The sequence below is a fragment of the Nostoc parmelioides FACHB-3921 genome, from assembly GCF_014696625.1.
In the GTDB taxonomy this organism is placed as follows: domain Bacteria; phylum Cyanobacteriota; class Cyanobacteriia; order Cyanobacteriales; family Nostocaceae; genus Trichormus; species Trichormus parmelioides.
Genome location: NZ_JACJQL010000074.1, coordinates 8,621 through 27,521 on the forward strand (window position 1 = coordinate 8,621; position 18,901 = coordinate 27,521).

Below are 18,901 nucleotides of genomic sequence, written 5' to 3' on the forward strand. Positions count from 1 at the left end.
CTCTCAGCATTTTTTGATGAACCTATCCCACCCTGAAAAAGCTCATTAAGAAGATGAATAATACTTATATCCTCCGTAACAATCTAGTTGTAGAGTCTCCCTTAATTATTGACCTAACTATGTTAGGGGTTTTAGAACAATCTCTGGTTCTGCTGCAAGAACGACTGCGAGCTTTTGCTGATGACTCAGATTTTGCTCAAAAGATGGCAGTAGCTTTTGGGGAAGGGGTTGCGGTTGAGTCTTTACGAACAACGTGGTTGGCAGGGGATTTTAGTATTATTCCTCAAATAGCGATTCGCAATGCAGCAGATATTAATGGTGCGAATGGAGTTTATGGGGTATTTACTAACCGGATTTATCTATCTTGGGAATTTTTGCAAGCGAATCAGGGGAATCCAGAAAATTTAGTAGGGTTGTTGCTAGAGGAAATTGGGCATCGAGTTGATAGTGTTTTGAACAATAGTGATAGTGCTGGGGATGAAGGGGCAATTTTCTCGGCGTTGGTTCAGGGAGAAAGCTTAACAGATGACAGATTAGCACAATTAAAAGCAGAAGATGATACCGCAATAATTGAAATTAACGGTGAAGTTATTCAGGTAGAACAGCAAGTAACAAGAACTTGGAAAACGGCAGTTGATGGATTTTGGGATGTCAATACTAATTGGACAAATAATCAACCTCCGCAAACAGGAGATGATGTAAATATCAGCTTTGCTAGCAACGATATTACTACTACTCATAGGACTAGTAGTACTTCGCTGAATAGCTTTATTTCAGATGAAGCGTTTGTTTTGTCTGGTGGGACATTGACTGTTAACACTCTGACGGTAGACAAGACCCTCACCATCAGTGGTGGGACATTAAGCCTGAATGGCACAACAGCCAGTGAAATTAATAACTTTACCCAAACAGGAGGAACATTAACCGGAACAGGGGAAGTAATTGTTAACAATACCTTTAACTGGAGTAGTGGTAATCAAACAGGAACAGGGAAAACCATCCTCAAAGGGAACAGTAATTTAAGTACCACAAGTATCAAATGGATTGATACAAGAAGCATAGAAAACCAAGGAAATGTTACCTGGACAAATGGAGATATTTATCTCTATAACGGCGCAGTTTGGAACAATACAGTCACAGGAGTTTTTGATATTCAAGGCAATAACTCCTTCTTTTGGTATCAAATTAATAATAATCAACCCAAACTAAATAATGCGGGAGTCCTCAAGAAAACAGTCGGGACAGGAACAACAACTATTTCCACTCAATTTAATAATACAGGTACAGTACAAGTCCAAACTGGAACATTGAATTTAACTGGGGGTGGCAGTAGTAGCGGTACATTCAAGGCAGATGCTGGAGCTACTTTAGCCTTTGGGGGTGGGAATCACAGTTTCAGTGCCGGACTATTAACGGGTGATGGCATAATTGCTATCAATGGAGCAAACCTAACTGTAACTGGTGCAATTGTTAGCGATATTAATAATTTAACCCTCAACAATGGAAGTGTAACTTTAAACGGCACAACAGCCAGTGAAATTAATAACTTTACCCAAACAGGAGGAACATTAACCGGAACAGGGGAAGTAATTGTTAACAATACCTTTAACTGGAGTAGTGGTAATCAAACAGGAACAGGGAAAACCATCCTCAAAGGGAACAGTGATTTAAGTACCACAAGTATCAAATGGATTGATACAAGAAGCATAGAAAACCAAGGAAATGTTACCTGGACAAATGGAGATATTTATCTCTATAACGGCGCAGTTTGGAACAATACAGTCATAGGAGTTTTTGATATTCAAGGCAATAACTCCTTCTTTTGGTATCAAATTAATAATAATCAACCCAAACTAAATAATGCGGGAGTCCTCAAAAAAACAGTCGGGACAGGGACAACAACTATTTCCACTCAATTCAATAATACAGGTACAGTACAAGTCCAAACTGGAACATTGAATTTAACTGGGGGTGGCAGTAGTAGCGGAAATTGGAGCTTAAGTAATGGAGCTACCTTACAGTTTTCTAGTAACTATGCTTTACAGGGAGGGACTATAACAGGAAGTGGTAGCGTGATTGGTAACGTTGCTAACCTCACTCAAATTAACCCCGGTAATGGGATTGGTCAATTAAATATTACTGGAAACTACACTCAAAATAGTGCGGCAACTCTCAATATAGAGTTAGGAGGAGCGACCAATTTTGATCAACTGAGTATCACTGGGAATGCAAACTTAAGCGGTAATTTAAATATCAGCTTAGTCAATGGATTTACTCCAATTGTAGGCGATCGCTATACTATTCTGAACTTTGGCGGCAGTTTAACTGGTGGCTTTAGCAATATTACGGGACTCAACCTTGGTAATGGGTTGCTGCTACAATCCTTAATCGTCAATAAATCCTTAGTTTTAGATGTCATTCAAGATGTTAACCATAAACCCGGCATCTTTTCTTTCAATGCTAACAGTTTCAGGGTCAACGAAAATAGTACACCTATAACTGCTGTCACCATCAATCGTACAGGTGGCACAGATGGCATAGCTAGCGTTACTTTAACCCCCAGCAATGGGACGGCATCAGCACCCGCCGATTATAATAATGCTCCTATCGTCGTCACCTTTGCTAATGGTGAAGCTGCCAAAACAGTCACGATTCCTATTATTGATGACAATATTTATGAGGGAGATGAAACCCTCAATCTCACTCTGAGTAATGCTGTAGGTGGAGCAACTTTAGGTACTCAAACGACTGCAACGCTCACAATTGTTGAGAATGACTTACCAACTGTTTCACTAGCAGTTGCTCCTACGAATGTAGCAGAAGACGGCACAACCAACCTTGTTTATACCTTTACCCGCACTGGCAACACTTCTAACCCTTTAACTGTTAACTTTAATGTGGCTGGAACTGCCACATTCAACAGTGACTACACTCAAATTGGAGCAACTAACTTCAACAGCACAACAGGAACAATTACTTTTGCGGCTGGTTCTGATACAGCTACCTTAAGCATTGTTCCCACAGCAGATAGTTTATTTGAAGTGGATGAAACAGTTAGTGTAACCCTTGTTTCTAGTGCAAATTACAATCCCGGAACAACGAATGCTGTTACTGGCACAATTCTAAATGATGAAATTAATGGGGGAGTTCTGTCTTTTAGTTCTCCTCAATTTAGCGTCAGTGAAGATGGAACACAGATTACTGCTATCACGATTAATCGTACAGGTAACAGTACGGGCGCAGTTAGCGTTACTCTGACACCTACTAATGGAAGTGCGATCGCCCCCGATGACTACAGTAACACTCCCATTACAGTTAACTTTGCCAATGGAGAAACGAGTAAAACCGTCGTTATCACCGCTATTGACGATGGCACTTTTGAAGGGAATGAAACTTTAACCCTGAGTTTAACCAATCCCACCAATGGAGGGATACTAGGCGATCAAAAAGATGCCACGCTGACAATTTTTGATAACGATACAGCCTCTTCTTTCATCACTTCATTTGAAGGTGCGATGAAGCCAGGACAACCTACGGCTGGATGGTCATATTTATGGAATAGTCGTGGAGCAATTGGCAACCCTGCAAACTACACTACTCTTTTACCCACCACTAATTCTAGATTCTTTTATGATAGTAACGGCATTAATGGATTACCTGATGCCGCACCAGGGGCTTATGTTTATCTAGGAACTGGACTTGTAAACGGTGTACCAAGCAGTGCGGGAGGACATCCTGGATTTGGCAGTAGTCAAGATTCATTAGGTATCGAAAGGTACGCTATTGCAGGATATACTTTAAGCTCACCAGGACAGGTTTCTATTAAAAATGGAAGCCTACAAAACCAAGATAGTGGCGGCGGTTTAAATCTTAGGATTTACGTTAATTCGACTCTTATTCAGAGTGGTTCGACCTCCGGCGGTTTGGGGAGTGTATTTAACTTCTCCAATCTTAATTTAGGCAATCTGAACATCGGTGACGTAATCTACGTAGCTGTTGGTAGCCAACAATTCGATGTTGCTGATGCTTTCGGTTTGAAATACTCGATAGTTTCCAACGCGATTGTTAGTCAACCCGGAACTTTAGCCTTTAGTCAAGCAACCTATAGTGTCAACGAGGATGGTACACCTGTTACAGCAGTTACGTTAACTCGTACTGGTGGTAGTGATGGTGCCGTGAGCGTCACAGTTAACTTAAGTAATGGTAGTGCGATCGCTCCTGCTGACTACGATAATACCCCAATCACTGTCAACTTTGCCAATGGCGAAACGAGTAAAATTGTCACCATTCCCATAGTTAACGACAATCAATTTGAACCCAATGAAACCATCAATTTAAGTCTGTCTAATGCCACCGGTGGTGCAACTGTAGGAACTCAAAATACAGCCATACTAACTATTGTTAATGACGATTTACCTCAACCTGGCACGATTAACTTTAACAACAGCAATTACACCGTTAACGAAAACGGTACAGCCAGTATTAATCTGATTCGCACAGGGGGGAGTGATAGTGCTACTAGTGTCACTCTCACACCTAGTCACGGCACAGCCACAGCAGGTAGTGACTACAATAATGCACTAATTACTGTCAATTTTGCTAATGGGGAAACGATTAAAACGGTCACAATTCCTCTGGTTGACGATAGTAGTTATGAACCGAGTGAAACAGTTAATCTCACGCTATCTAACCCCATAGGTGGCGCAACATTAGGTACACAATCAACAGCAGTCTTAACTATTATTGATAATGATGGCTTACCAGGAGTAATTCAATTTAGCAACGCTAACTATGCGGTTAATGAAAATGGCACACCTGTTACCGCAGTCACCCTAAATCGCACAAACGGAAGTGATGGAGCAGTTAGCGTCAGAATTAACTTAACTAATGGCACTGCCACAGCAGGAAGTGACTACAATAATAGTCCTATTACAGTTAACTTTGCCGACGGCGAAAACAGCAAAACTGTCACCATCCCTATCATTGATGACAGCATTTTAGAAAGCAATGAAAGCATCAATTTAACTCTGGCTAATCCCACCAACGGTGCAACAATCGGTACACAAAATAGTGCAGTTGTCAATATCATCGACAATGATTTGAAACCGACATTAACCGTTAATATTACAGCCGAGCAACTTACCGAAGGTAACACCATTCAGGGAACAGTCACTCGCAACACCGACACCACAGAACCCCTGACTGTTACCTTAGTTAATAGCGATAATACTCAAATTACCGTACCGACAACAGTCACAATTCCGGCGGGAGCAAATTCGGTTAACTTTAGTATTACGGCTGTTGATGATAACTTAATTGAACTGCCGAGAAATTACAGTATCATTGCCTCAGCACCGGGATTTATTAGCGGTTCAGATAGCGTTGGTGTCATTGATAATGATGCAGTCACCTTAAGTTTAACCGTTGATACTACTAATATTAACGAGAATGGCGGGAAAGCGATCGCTACCATCACCCGTAACATCGTCACAGATATCCCCTTAGTAGTTCAACTTTCTACCAGCGACACCACAGAAGCCACCGTCCCCGCTACAGTCACCATCGCCGCCAATCAAGCATCAGCTACCTTTGAAATTCAAGGCGTTGATGACACTATTGTTGATGGAACACAAGCTGTAATTATTACGGCTAGACCAATCTATACAAACACCAATGTAGCCGTATCAACAGGAAACGCGACTGCTAATTTGGATGTCGTTGATAATGAAAGTCCCAGTTTAAAATTAACCATAAACAGGGATGTCATCTCAGAAACAGGAACAGCAACTGCAACAATTACTCGGAATACAAATACAGGTAGTGAGTTAATTGTCAGCCTCAACTCTAGCGACACAACAGAAGCTACAGTTTCCAACACAGTCACAATTGCGGCGGGACAAAATTCAGCAACATTTGCAATTACTGGAGTTAGTGACGGCATTAATGATGGCAGTCAAAATGTTATTATTACAGCTTCAGCCAATGGGTTAAATAGTGGTACAGATAGCTTAGAAATAACTGATATCAATGTACCCGATTTAACCATTACTAATTTACAAGTAATCCAACCCACCTATACAGGCAAACAATCTCAATTTACTTACACAGTTGCTAATAATGGCATTATTGCTGCGGCGGGAAGTTGGAAAGACAGAGTGTATCTATCTACAGATAACAAACTCGATGCCAATGATACATTATTAGGAGAATTTGGTTTAGGCAGTGAAGAAAATCCCGCTAACTTTGCACCGGGGACATCCTATGAACGCACTGTTACTTACTTTGCACCGCGCACACCTGGACAATATTATTTAATTGCCAGCACTGACACTGATAATACAGTGAATGAAGGCGTAGGAATTGGGGAAAATAGTAATACCACAATTACGCCTTTGACAGTAACTCCGGCTTATCGGGCAATTGTTTCCACAGATACCGAGACAGCTTTAGCTGGAAATTCTGTAATTTTGCGCGGACAAGCTATTAGTAATAGTGATAATTCTCCCGTGGCGTTTGAATTTGTCAAAGTCAGGGTAGAAAATAAAGGGATAATTCGAGAATTTGACTCATTTACTGATGCAAACGGTAACTTTGTTAGACAGTTTAACCCCCTCCCAGGTGAAGCTGGGACTTACAACATTAACGCTTATTTTCCTGGTTTTGCTGCGGAAGATAACGCCGCCGAAGACCAATTTACCTTATCAGGAATGCGGTTTGAGCAGAATGACCAATTCTTGCAGCAGGTAACGCAAAAAATAGTTGAAGGGACAACCTTTAACGGACAAGTTAAACTGCAAAACCTGAGTAATGTTAGCTTATCAGGACTAAGTGCAAGTATTATTGATGCGCCGAGTAATTGGATTGTAGAAGTTACACCACAAAAAACCAGCCTCGCCGGAAACGAAGAAATTACCGTTAACTACAACATCACCGTTCCTGATGACAGTTTACTCTACGACCAATTACAAATTCGCCTCAATACTACCGAAGGAGTCACCGCTACTTTACCTGTAACGGTGAATGTCGAGCAAATTTTACCGCGTTTAGTGGCTGATACCAGCAGTTTACAAGCCAGTATGCTGCGGGGAGGACAAACATTAGTTGAGTTTACTGTCACCAACCAAGGGGGAATTGCTTCTGGGGAATTAGATGTATTGCTTCCTGAAGCGTCTTGGTTAAAGTTAGCGTCTCCAGTGGAAATACCTACCCTCAACCCAGGGGAGTCAACAAAAGTTTCTCTGTTATTACAACCATCTGCTACGCAGGAATTAACAGTTTATAACGGCGATTTAGTAATTGCAGGTGCGGAGACATCGTTAAGATTACCGTTTAATTTCCGTGCGGTTTCAGAAGCAAAAGGGAATCTAAATATTAATGTAGTTGATGAATTATTCTTCTTTGCTGAAGGTTCGCCCAGGTTAGAAAATGCCACAATTACGCTTATAGACCCTTTTAACGGTAAAGTTATCTCTTCTCAGAGAGATGCAGATGGTATTTTATCCTTCACAGATTTAGCAGAGGGGTATTACACACTCAGAATTAATGCAGATAATCACGATTCTTATCAGCAAAATATTTATATTGGTGCTGGAGAGACAGAAGATATTCAAGCTTTCTTGTCACGGCAAACAGTTAAGTATACTTGGACAGTAACACCAACTGAAATTGAAGATCAATATACAGTTAACATTCAATCTACATTTGAAACAGATGTTCCTGTTCCTACAGTTGTTGTTGAACCAGGTTCGATTAGTCTTGCTGATTTACAAGTGATTGGTCAAGTAATGCAAATTGATATGAAACTGACTAATCACGGATTAATTGCTGCTAACGATCTTAAACTGGATTTTGGAAAACATCCCTTTTATAAAATCGAACCGTTAATTGATAATATCGAAAGTCTTGCCGCAAAAAGTTCAATTACTATCCCTGTAAGAATTACTCGAATCGCTGATTTTGATACCTTAGCTAATAATAGCGCACTACAAACTCTCACAACATTGCCTCCTGTTGATTGTAATATTTCTGGTGCTGTCACTTATTTCTATATATGCGGTATTCCAATATTTAGAACTGCACCCGTTATTTTTAATGGCGCAGAAGGAAATTGTAATGGAGTTATTGGCCCTAATATTCCACCTCTTCCACCTCTTCCACCTCTTCCACCCATTCCACCTATTGGCCCATATCTTCCTGGTATAAGACCACCAATATTGCCTGATATAAGCTTACCTAAATGCTGTATTCCCGAATTCGAGATCGAGACATCCCTTACTTTAAAACCTATAGGGACTATTATTGGGCAATCTCTCGAAAAGGCGCTGGATCTAGCGTTATCCTTGTTAAAGCTATCACCTAAAGTTAGACTGATCGCAACAGTCCTCAAGTTTGTTGACGTAGATGTGGATCTTGATGAGGCAAAGTTAAAGCTTGGGTTTTGTTGTGAAGAAGGAAAAGGACTTGGTTTAAAAGGTGCAGCTCAGTTCGGCGGCGGAGTTAGAGTTTCTTTCGCTCCGATAACATTAAATTCAGATAAATTTATCGCAAAACCAAGATATCCAGGTGATTCAGAATATATATTCCCACAAGTTGAAATAGAGCTAAAAGGTCCAGTCGCAACTTCAGATAAGATTAACGGTAAAATAGCCAAAGAGTGTTACGAATCAACGAAGGTGGAATTTAGTTGGAGTAGAACCTACGAAATTAATTTTTCAGCCCAAGGTACTATTCCAACAACAACAAGATCTGCGAATGGGCTGGAAGTGATTACAAAGTTTAGTCAGTTTGAATTTTCCTTTAGAGGTGGGATAGAATTTGAGGTAAAGTATTCTACAGACGAAGGTTTAAAGATTTGTGCGAAATTTACAGGTTTTTATTTCGAGCAAAGCTTTTTTGTTGATGGGCGAGAATTTAGTATATATGATGATCCAGCCACACCTGATATTGAAAAAAGGTTTGATATCGTTAGAGGATTTACTCTTTTTTGTGCTGGGAACTCCTCACCATCATCTATTTTTTTGGAAGCTCTAGAGACAGATCCTAATTTACTGTTTAAAGAATTAGTCGGGAAAACTCCCGAAGATTTTCTAAATAATCTAAAACTAGAACAATTTAATTCAGAAAAAATATTAATTGCTGAACTCCAAGAACAGGTAGATAGGACTCTCGATAATAATGGGCTTCCTGCAATATCTGTTACTCCTCAATTGGATAACATCTCTTCATCAAATGGTCAAAGTATTTGCGCTCAGGTTCGTATTAGTATCGATCAAGAAGCAATAATGACTCGTTCTGCTTTCTTAGGTACACTGGAAATCGACAATGGAAATCTGAGTAATTTAGAAAATATCTCTGTCATTCTGCAAGTTAAAGATGCTCAAGGGAATTTAGTTAACGACCTCTTCGGTATTACTAACCCTATCCTCAAAAATATTACCGCCGTTGATGGTACAGGTATCCTCACCAAAGATGACCCCACAACTAGCGTAGATGAAGGTATCGGTTCTGCCCAATGGACATTCATCCCCACTAATCTAGCTGCACCAGAAACTGCAACTCAATACAGTATCGGTGGTACACTTTCCTATTTAGAAAATGGTAAAACTATAACAGTTCCTCTGGTTTCTACCCCCATCACCGTTTATCCCCAAGCGGAACTGTATCTTGACTACTTCCATCAACGGGATGTCTTTGCTGATGACCCATTCACCGATGATGTTATTGAAACCTCCGTTCCTTACTCTCTAGCTGTATTAGTGAGAAATGAAGGTAAAGGAGAAGCGAAGAACTTAAAAATTACCTCTGGTCAACCGGAGATTGTTGATAATGAAAAAGGTCTACTCATAGACTTTCAAATTATCGGTTCAGAAGTCAACGGAACTGGTGTTAGTCCTTCATTAACCGTTAACTTTGGTAATATTGCTGCTGGACAAACTGCCGTTGCTGACTGGTTACTGAAATCATCTCTGCAAGGAAAATTCATCGACTACAAAGCCACATTTGAACATATTAATAATCTTGGTAAGGCTGAACTTTCCTTAATTAAGGATGTCAAAATCCACGAACTCACCCATAAAGTTCAAATCAACCAACCCACAGATGACGGACTTCCCGACTTTTTAGTTAACGATATTTTTGACGCAAACTTCACCCCTGATACTCTCTACTTCAGTCAGGGAGGAACTGCACCCGTTAACGCCATCACCAACGCCACATCTGACGCACCTGCAACCCTCGGCGACCTCAGTGTACAGATTTCCACCACCGTCAACGCAGGTTGGAATTATTTCCGCCTCGCTGACCCCAGTAATGCCCAATTTGATATTCAAAAGGTATTACGTGCAGATGGTAGCGAAGTCAAAATAGATAATGTGTGGACAACAGACCGTACCTTCCCCGCCACAGGTCGTCCCATCTACGAAAATATCCTGCATTTCCTCGACTACAACGCCACCGTAGCCAACACCACCTACACCGTCATCTACACCCCAGGCGGCCCCAGCATCACAGATATTATAGATGTCAGCCCAGACCCCCGTTCTACAGCAGTCAACGCCATCACTATTGACTTCTCAGAAGCAGTTAAAGCCGATACATTTGATATCAGCGATATCACTTTAACTCTTGACGGGGGGGTAAATCTGATTACGTCTGGTGTTGGGATTGTTGCTCAATCTCCTACCCGCTTCCAAATTAGTGGACTGAGTAACTTAACTAACGTAGATGGCACTTATCAACTCACTGTTAACGCCGCAGGCATTGCAGATATTGGGGGTAAACTGGGTGCAGGTGCAGTCAGTGAAACATGGATTAAAACAGCCACAGGTAACGCTGATACCACTGCGCCTATTGTTACCGATGTTGTCGATTTATTAGCCAAAACCCGCAATCAACCTGTATCATCACTCAATGTCACATTCAGTGAAAAAATTGACCTGAGTACCTTCAATTGGCAAGATATCACCCTCACTCGTAACGGCGGTGCGAATTTAATTACCAACGCTGTCACTATCTCTGCCATCAACGATACTACCTACCGCATCAACGGACTGGGTGGCTTAACTACAACAGATGGCAACTATACCCTCACGTTCAACGGTAGTGGTATTCAAGATTTATCTGGTAACGCAGGTACTGGTACACAGTCAGAAACTTGGGTGATGGATACTGTGGCACCCACTGTTCCCAGCAATATTTCTGTGACAGCTACCCCATCCCCAGCTAGTCTGCAAACAACCTCAGCTAGTTTGGGAGTCCTCAACCAATTCGGACAAATTCGGGTTAACAGTACCTCTGTAACTGTCACTGGTGATTTGGGTGAAACAGGTTTGCGTGTTTCCTTAATTGATAAAACCACATCCCAAACCCTGGGACAAGCCACTGTCACCGGCACCAGCTTTAGTAGTAACATTCAACTACCATCTCCTGGTAGTAGAGATGTAGATTTACAAGTACAAGACGTAGCCGGAAACATCACGACAACTACCCTCAGCTTGTTCGCCGATATCACTAAACCTACCATTACCGACTTCCTCAACGTTCCCCAAAATTCTGTTACTACTCCCATAAACTTTATTGATGTCCGCTTCTCCGAACAAATTAATCTGAATACCTTCGACAGAAACGATATCACCCTCAGCCGTAACGGTGAAAATCTGACCCTTCCCAACACTGTCACAGTTGAATATCTCTCCGGCACAACTTACCGCATCAACGGCTTAAGTAACTTCAACACCCCTGGAATTTATCAATTACAGGTTGATGCAACAACAGTTCAAGATAACGCTGGTAATAGCGGTGATGCTGCCAGAACCACCACCTTCACCATTGCCGCACCTGCTACCCCTGGCGTTACCATAACTCAAAGTGGTGGCAGCACAGCAGTCATTGAAGGTGGTAACACTGACAGTTACACCCTAGTTCTGAGAACCCAACCCACAGCTGATGTTACCGTCACCCTGAACACAGGTAGTCAAATTACTACCGATAAAACTACCCTCATCTTCACGTCCGCTAACTGGAATACTCCCCAAACAATAACCGTTACCGCAGTTAACGACACCATAACCGAAGGAAATCACACCAGCACCATCAATCACAGTGTCAGCAGTACAGATGCTAATTACAGCAACGTTACCCTCCCCGATATTGCTGTCAGCATCACTGATAACGATGCCGAAATTCGCGGGATGAAATGGAATGACATTGATGGCGATGGGGTAAAAGATACTGGAGAAGCAGGGTTACAAGGTTGGACAATTTACCTCGACAGCAACGGTAACGGACAATTAGACAACGGCGAAATCTCTACTACTACCGACGCTAACGGTAATTATCAATTTACCAACCTGCGCCCTGGGGTTTACACTGTTGCGGAAGTACAGCAACCAGGATGGAAACAAACTTTCCCCGGTACTAATATCACCACCACTAACGCTGATATTCCCTTGGCTATTCCCAGCTTAGATATGATTTCCCCTGGTGATAGTAACGGGATACAACTTAACTTTAGTGCAGCTAATTATATAGTCAAGGAAGATGGCACGGCCATCACAGAAGTTTGGGTAACTCGCACAGGTAACACCAGTAGTGCAGTTAGCGCAACACTTAGCTTTACTGATGGTACTGCCACTGGGTGCGGGTGTGGGGCTAGTTCCGTCAATAATGATTTCAATAATGTGCCGTTTACGATCGCATTCGCAGAAAATGAAACCAGCAAACTCATCTCCGTACAAAATGCCCTCTTAGCTAATCCTAACGCCATCAAGATTCGCAATGATAGCAAAGTCGAGGGCAATGAATATTTCACCATTAAGCTGACTAATCCCGCAGGTGGCGCGGTGATTGGAAATCAAAGTATAGCCACTGTTACAATTATTGATGACGAAGCCCCATCTGATATTACCGTCACCCCTCCCCTAGAAACTCCTAGTACCACAATTACCAGTGCAGTAGACTCTCAAGCGATTTCCTTAATTAACCTGAATAACTTATGGGCAGATAGTCGCTTTGCTAACATCAAAGGTAATGGTTTCACAAGCGTCATTATTGATACTGGGATTGATTTAAATCATCCCTTCTTCGGGGCTGATACTGATAATAACGGCATTGCTGATAAAATCGTCTATCAATATGACTTTGCTGATAACGATGCAGACGCAAGTGACAGAAACAATCATGGTTCTCACATTGCCAGCATCTTTAGCAGTGTTGCGCCTAACTCCGATATCATCGTCTTAAAGGTCTTTAAAGATAACGGTGCTGGTAGTTTTGCAGATTTAGAAAAAGCCTTACAATGGGTTGCGGCTAACAGCAATACATATAATATTGCATCTGTCAACCTTTCCATTGGTGATAGCCAAAACTGGACAACAGCTACCGGACGTTATGGAATTGGGGATGAATTAGCGGCGATCGCCTCCAATAACATCATCATCAACGCCGCCGCCGGAAATAGTTTCTACCAATACACAAGCAATCCCGGACTAGCTTACCCAGCTATAGATCCCAATGTCATCGCCGTTGGTGCAGTTTGGGCGGATAACTTTGGCGGGCCGAAAAACTTCGTCGGTGGGGCAATTGATTACACTACCACGGCTGACCAAATCGCTAGTTTCTCCCAACGTCACCCAGAATTATTAGATATCTTTGCCCCAGGTATCTTAATTACAGGTGCAAACGCCAACGGTGGTACAACTACCTTGGGCGGAACTAGCCAAGCCACAGCTTATATTACTGGTATAGCAACTCTCGCACAACAGATAGCCCAAGAAAAACTCGGTCGGAAACTGACAGTTACAGAGTTCCGTAATCTGTTACATAGCAACAGTGTCACGATTAACGATGGTGATAACGAAAATGATAACGTCACCAATACCGGACTGAATTACCCCCGCGTAGACTTATTGCAACTAGCGCAAGGAATTCTCAACCTCAGTGGTACAAGTCCTAACCCCAATCCCGTTAACCCAGGTAACAACAATAACAATAATGGCACTACCCCAGCAAACAACACAATTAACCAAGTTCACACCGTCAACCTCACCGCCGGACAAGTCCGCACAGACGTTGATTTCGGTAACCAACAAGTTACCGCGAATCAAGCACCTACAGTTGCTAACCTCATTTCTGATCAAAATGTTAACGAAGATTCAATCTTTAGCTTTGTTATTCCAGACAACACATTTGCAGATATCGATGCTGGTGATATTCTCACCTACTCTGCAACTACACCAAGCTGGCTGACTTTCAATGCCACAACTCGGACATTTAGCGGGACTCCCACAAATAGTGATGTCGGAACAGTAAATATCACAGTCACCGCTACCGATAGTGTTGGTGCGAGTGTGGATGATGTCTTCACTCTGACAGTGGTTAATACTAATGATGCACCAATTTTGGTGGAGGAGATTGCTGACCAAACTGCCACTGAAAATACAAACTTTAGCTTCAGTATCCCAGCAACCACCTTTGTAGATATCGATGCAGGAGATATTCTCACCTACACCGCCACCAATTTACCAACTTGGCTGTCCTTCGATGCGACAACCTTGACATTTAGTGGCACACCCACAGACACAGCATCTGGTAGCTACAATATCACCATCACCGCTACCGACACAGCCACAGCCAGTGTTAGCGGCACCTTCACACTCAAGGTACTCAACCTCGTCAACGGCACACTCAACAGTGAAACCCTCACCGGTACAGATGGAGATGACATCATAAATGCAGGGGCAGGTAACGATACAGTCAACGGTGGTGCAGGTGATGATATCCTCGATGGTGGAGCAGGAAGCGATCGCCTAGTGGGTGGAGATAGTAATGATACTTACATCGTTGATAGCATCCGTGATGTAGTGGTAGAGTTAGCGGGACAAGGTATAGATACAGTCAAATCCTTAGCTAGCCATACCCTCATTGCCAACGTTGAACATTTAATTTTAACTGGGACAGCCAACATAAACGGTACAGGCAACGAATTAGATAACAGTATCACAGGAAACGGTGGTAATAATATCCTCAAAGGTTTAGCAGGCAATGATACCCTGATTGGTGGTGACGGCAATGATACCTTAGTCGGTGGCGTGGGTAATGATAGCCTCACAGGTGGTGGTGGAGCCGATCAATTCCTCTTTGGTAGCGGTGCAATCTTTACTAATAGTGCTTTTGGAACAGATACCATCACTGACTTTACTAAAGGTACAGATAAAATAGTCTTGAGTAAGGCTTCCTTCACAGCATTAAATAGTGCAGTTAATAGCAACTTACTAACAAGTGAATTCGCTATCATCGATACCACTTTGGCGAACGAAACTGCGATCGCTGGAGTTAGCAATGCCAAGATTATCCATAACTTATCAACAGGCAATTTGCTATATAACCAAGACGGAGTAACTTCTGGATTAGGTAATGGGGGAATATTTGCTAACCTCAATGCAACTTTAGAAGCTAATGATTTCTTAGTGCAATCTTGATAATTTCTGGTTTTCCAAAATTGTACAATTACAAAAAAAGGGACAATAAAATATGCTGAAATGGTCAAGTTTAGCACTGGCAATTGCCACTATTTTTCTGATAACTAATCAAGAGAAAGTCCAGGCGATATCAATTAACAATGGCAGTTTTGAAACAGGTGATTTTAGCAACTGGGATACCACAGGACAAGCAACAGTTGAAGGCAGCAGTTTTAATGTCGCACCTGCTGATGGCACTTACCAAGCCGTTCTAGAAACACTTCAGGATGAAACAGGAATCAGTAGTAGTGATTTAGAAACTTTCTTAGGGCTATCTTCAGGGAGCTTAACAGGATCAGTGGAAGGTTCTGCTATTAAGCAAACCATTACTGTCAATGCAGGAGATGTTTTAACTTTTTACTGGAATTTTCTGACAGATGAAGTATCAGCAGATCCAGATTTCAATGATTTTGCGTTTTTTAGTGTTAGTAATATCAATCAACTTGCTAATACCTATGATGCAACTGTCTTCTCTTTTTCCCGTTTAGCCCAACAAACTGGGTATCAACCTTATACTTATAACTTTACTACAGCCGGAATTTATACTTTAGGATTTGGCGTGATTGATGTGGGGGATACCACAGTTAATTCAGCCTTACTTGTGGATAATGTCGAACTCACCCCTGTTCCTGAACCTGTAACAATGTTTGGAATTTTAATAGGTGCAGGGTTTGGTTATGCAGCTAAAATGAGATTTTCTCCACAACAGAAAAAAGCTAAGTTGAAGTAATTGACTTAATTCGGGTGAGTCCAGTGTTAGAATGAACTATCTCAAGCTTCATGGCTATATGCCTGTGGTGTTTGAGCAGATGCAGCAGATTTGCGATGGCAGAACTGCCTGTTTCCCCTACGGGATTATTTGTAAAGCGATCTCTTCAACTATGGAAAAATTAACTCAAAATTAGTACCTTTAAGTTTTGGGTAGGGATGAGTTTGTACATAAGCGTTGATAATTTGCTGAAAGGCCTCTGCATAACTCAATGCTGCACCTAACTGCTCCCAACTGGGAGTACGAGAAAATTTAATGCCTCGTTCTTTAGCTACTTTACGGCAGGCATTGTAAGAACCATACTGCTCAAGTAGTCTAGCTTTATCAATTATTTCTAATGAAGCAGGTAAGGCGGCAAGTGCAGGTTCATTAATCTGCGAACTCTGTTGTTGCAGTTCATTAACAGCGACTTGTGCAACAGTGTAGATGGCTGCGGAATTGTGCAGGTCTCGCAGTTGGTTTTCCTTTAAGCCCTCTAATAGTTGAGTAATTCGTTTTTTTCCCATGAGTTTACTTATCTAAAAGAGAGCGACCTTGAGAAGCTTGATCTGAGTGCATTTGTGGTTTGTCTAATTCCTCATCATCATCTGCAACTGTACCTGAAAGATAAGGCTGAGAGTCATGTTTTGGTTTTAAAGCTTTTGCTTCCTCGCCATTATCATCACGCCACCATAACACAATTGCTTTGATTGCGTTTAAGAACTTTAAGAATTTGCCAGGAACAGATAATACACCCCAGTAGGCTTTGTCTGGGCTGTCTACATCTGCGACAGAATCAAAGGCTGTTGAAAGTTGATCTAGATATCCAGCCATAGAAGCAATTTCTTGTTCTAAGGCTGTGACAATCTGTCTATTATCAGTAGCAAGTTGTTCTTTTTCGCCTTTGAGTTGGCTAATCATAGATTGTAGACGTTGAACATCTGCTTTTAACTTTAAAGCAGACTGCTTGTGTTCTTCATTTCTGCGGAGCAGTTGAGAACGGCTACGGTTTGTGAAGATTAGACAATCTCGCATTTCTTTATACAAGTTATCTGCCTCAGCATCACTCAGGCTTGCGATTGTCTTGGGAAATTCTGTTGCAGAGCGGAAACGAGCAGATGATTGATTTGATTCAGCCATAGTGTTGTTCAATGAATCATCATTTTGTTTGATGAGAAAAATTACTTTTAACCACTGTGGGTCAAAAGCATTAATGCAGATATGACAAGCTAAAATTTAAGGGAACAACAGAATTAAACGTAAATATATCATTTTTACGTAGGTGATTAACTACTCAACAAGAAGTGTCTCATCTTGTTGAAATTAGAGTTATAAGAAATCTAGAATAGGGAAGCTAATGCTGCTGATGGATATAGCGTAACAAAGTTAACTCTAAAATGTAAATACTACAGAGAAATTTGTTGCCTTTACAGACTGGTCGTTAGAAATATCTCTGTTAAGGGAATAATCAAAGTAAGATCATCTCAGGTAAACAGCTAGATGGTAATTCGTTAGCCGGATATGACCGATTACAAGAATACGCCTCAGAAATGCAGCGTGTTCAAAGCTAGAAAGGATAATAACCTTCTCGGAAAGATTTTATGACATCCCAAATCCCAGACACATTTTTATACAAAGGTGAAGAATACGAGTTAGTTGGACTAAACGGAGAAAGCTTGGTAATTCCTCAAGACTACGGTATGCAGCCGCAGATGCTTCACACAGCTTGCTATCGTGGCTTTTACTCCACCTATGAAATCACCGATGAAGGCTTATTCCTCACACAAATGGTCATTGGTGAAGTCGAAGGAGGTCATAAACCAATTCAGGGCATCATGCCAGAAATACCTCCAGGGGAGAAGTACGGCTATCCAACTTACCAAGGATTAAGACTTCTAACACCTTTCACCGGAAGAATCAGTCTGGGCAAAGACTTTATTCGAGATTTCTACGTCCACATGGGTTATCAAAAGGGGAGTGCTTTTGAAAGGCTTTTGGAGTTCAGTTTTGAGGCGGGTAGGGTGGTAAGCGTGCAGGATATCTCAGCCGAAAATTCGACAAAGCGAGGGGCTTTCAAGGAACAGTTTGAGACAGGCGAAGTTACGCAAAGTATTGGGGCGGCTTTTTCTTTGGATATCGGTGTTGAGTGAGATAAGAACATATTCTCCTTGAGGAAGCAATAAATCATGGTGAATATTACCTATCACAGAGTTTATTCTTTTTCCTTGTTAGTGCTGGAGTTACCAGACATACTACCTTCAGTTCTACTGATAATATCTTTTGCAAATCTTTCACTAAAGCCAACAATAAAAGCTAAAGAAAAAAATGTAAAACCTTTTGTTTCATCTGTAGTGGCATTTTGAGCAAGTTGTATTGGACTAATTGTAGAAGAACTAATTGTAAATAGCAGTATGCCAAATGATGCACCAATCAGTGGTTTACAAGCTCCAATAACTATAGGTAAAATTGAATCATCATAATCTTTATTTTGGTATTCTTCAATCCTAGTTAGAATACTAATAATATAGGACTTACGCATTGACAAAAAATTTCATTCATGTGTACTAAGCAACACAAGTATGGGTAAGATTTTCTACAATGTAATCACGCAAAACTAAAGTGAATAAGTTCCTTTGCA

Annotated in this window: 6 protein-coding genes; 3 read left to right on the forward strand and 3 right to left on the reverse strand. The window is 41.5% G+C overall.

Annotation, left to right across the window (positions count from 1 at the left end; genetic code table 11):
* The first annotated feature begins 53 nt into the window (after positions 1-53).
* Together H6G14_RS27915 and H6G14_RS27920 are read left to right on the forward strand one after the other, a co-directional pair.
* Positions 54-15,476, forward strand: a complete 15,423-nt coding sequence (locus tag H6G14_RS27915) for a Calx-beta domain-containing protein (RefSeq protein WP_190571603.1) — start codon at positions 54-56, stop codon at positions 15,474-15,476.
* 52 nt (positions 15,477-15,528) lie between these two features.
* Positions 15,529-16,245 (forward strand): PEP-CTERM sorting domain-containing protein, encoded by a 717-nt coding sequence (locus H6G14_RS27920; protein WP_190571605.1) that lies wholly within the window; start codon positions 15,529-15,531, stop codon positions 16,243-16,245.
* Positions 16,246-16,394: 149 nt separating this feature from the next.
* Here the strand turns inward: H6G14_RS27920 and H6G14_RS27925 are convergent, their stop codons facing one another.
* Positions 16,395-16,790 (reverse strand): hypothetical protein, encoded by a 396-nt coding sequence (locus H6G14_RS27925; RefSeq protein WP_190571607.1) that lies wholly within the window; start codon positions 16,788-16,790, stop codon positions 16,395-16,397.
* Between the two features lie 4 nt (positions 16,791-16,794).
* Complete coding sequence (locus H6G14_RS27930; protein ID WP_190571609.1) at positions 16,795-17,403, reverse strand: hypothetical protein; 609 nt, start codon at positions 17,401-17,403, stop codon at positions 16,795-16,797.
* A gap of 461 nt (positions 17,404-17,864) precedes the next feature.
* Here H6G14_RS27930 and H6G14_RS27935 point away from each other — a divergent pair, with 461 nt between their 5' ends.
* Positions 17,865-18,413: a hypothetical protein gene (locus H6G14_RS27935; protein ID WP_190571611.1), complete on the forward strand. Its 549-nt coding sequence runs from the start codon at positions 17,865-17,867 to the stop codon at positions 18,411-18,413.
* A 62-nt stretch (positions 18,414-18,475) separates the two neighbouring features.
* Here H6G14_RS27935 and H6G14_RS27940 read toward each other — a convergent pair whose 3' ends face one another.
* Complete coding sequence (locus H6G14_RS27940) at positions 18,476-18,802, reverse strand: hypothetical protein (protein WP_190571613.1); 327 nt, start codon at positions 18,800-18,802, stop codon at positions 18,476-18,478.
* Positions 18,803-18,901: the final 99 nt, after the last annotated feature.

Coding starts and splice junctions, on each gene's coding strand:
- H6G14_RS27915 (WP_190571603.1), top strand. CDS start 54: ATGAATAATACTTATATCCTCCGTAACAATCTAGTTGTAGAGTCTCCC.
- H6G14_RS27920 (WP_190571605.1), top strand. CDS start 15,529: ATGCTGAAATGGTCAAGTTTAGCACTGGCAATTGCCACTATTTTTCTG.
- H6G14_RS27925 (WP_190571607.1), bottom strand. CDS start 16,790: ATGGGAAAAAAACGAATTACTCAACTATTAGAGGGCTTAAAGGAAAAC.
- H6G14_RS27930 (WP_190571609.1), bottom strand. CDS start 17,403: ATGGCTGAATCAAATCAATCATCTGCTCGTTTCCGCTCTGCAACAGAA.
- H6G14_RS27935 (WP_190571611.1), top strand. CDS start 17,865: ATGACATCCCAAATCCCAGACACATTTTTATACAAAGGTGAAGAATAC.
- H6G14_RS27940 (WP_190571613.1), bottom strand. CDS start 18,802: ATGCGTAAGTCCTATATTATTAGTATTCTAACTAGGATTGAAGAATAC.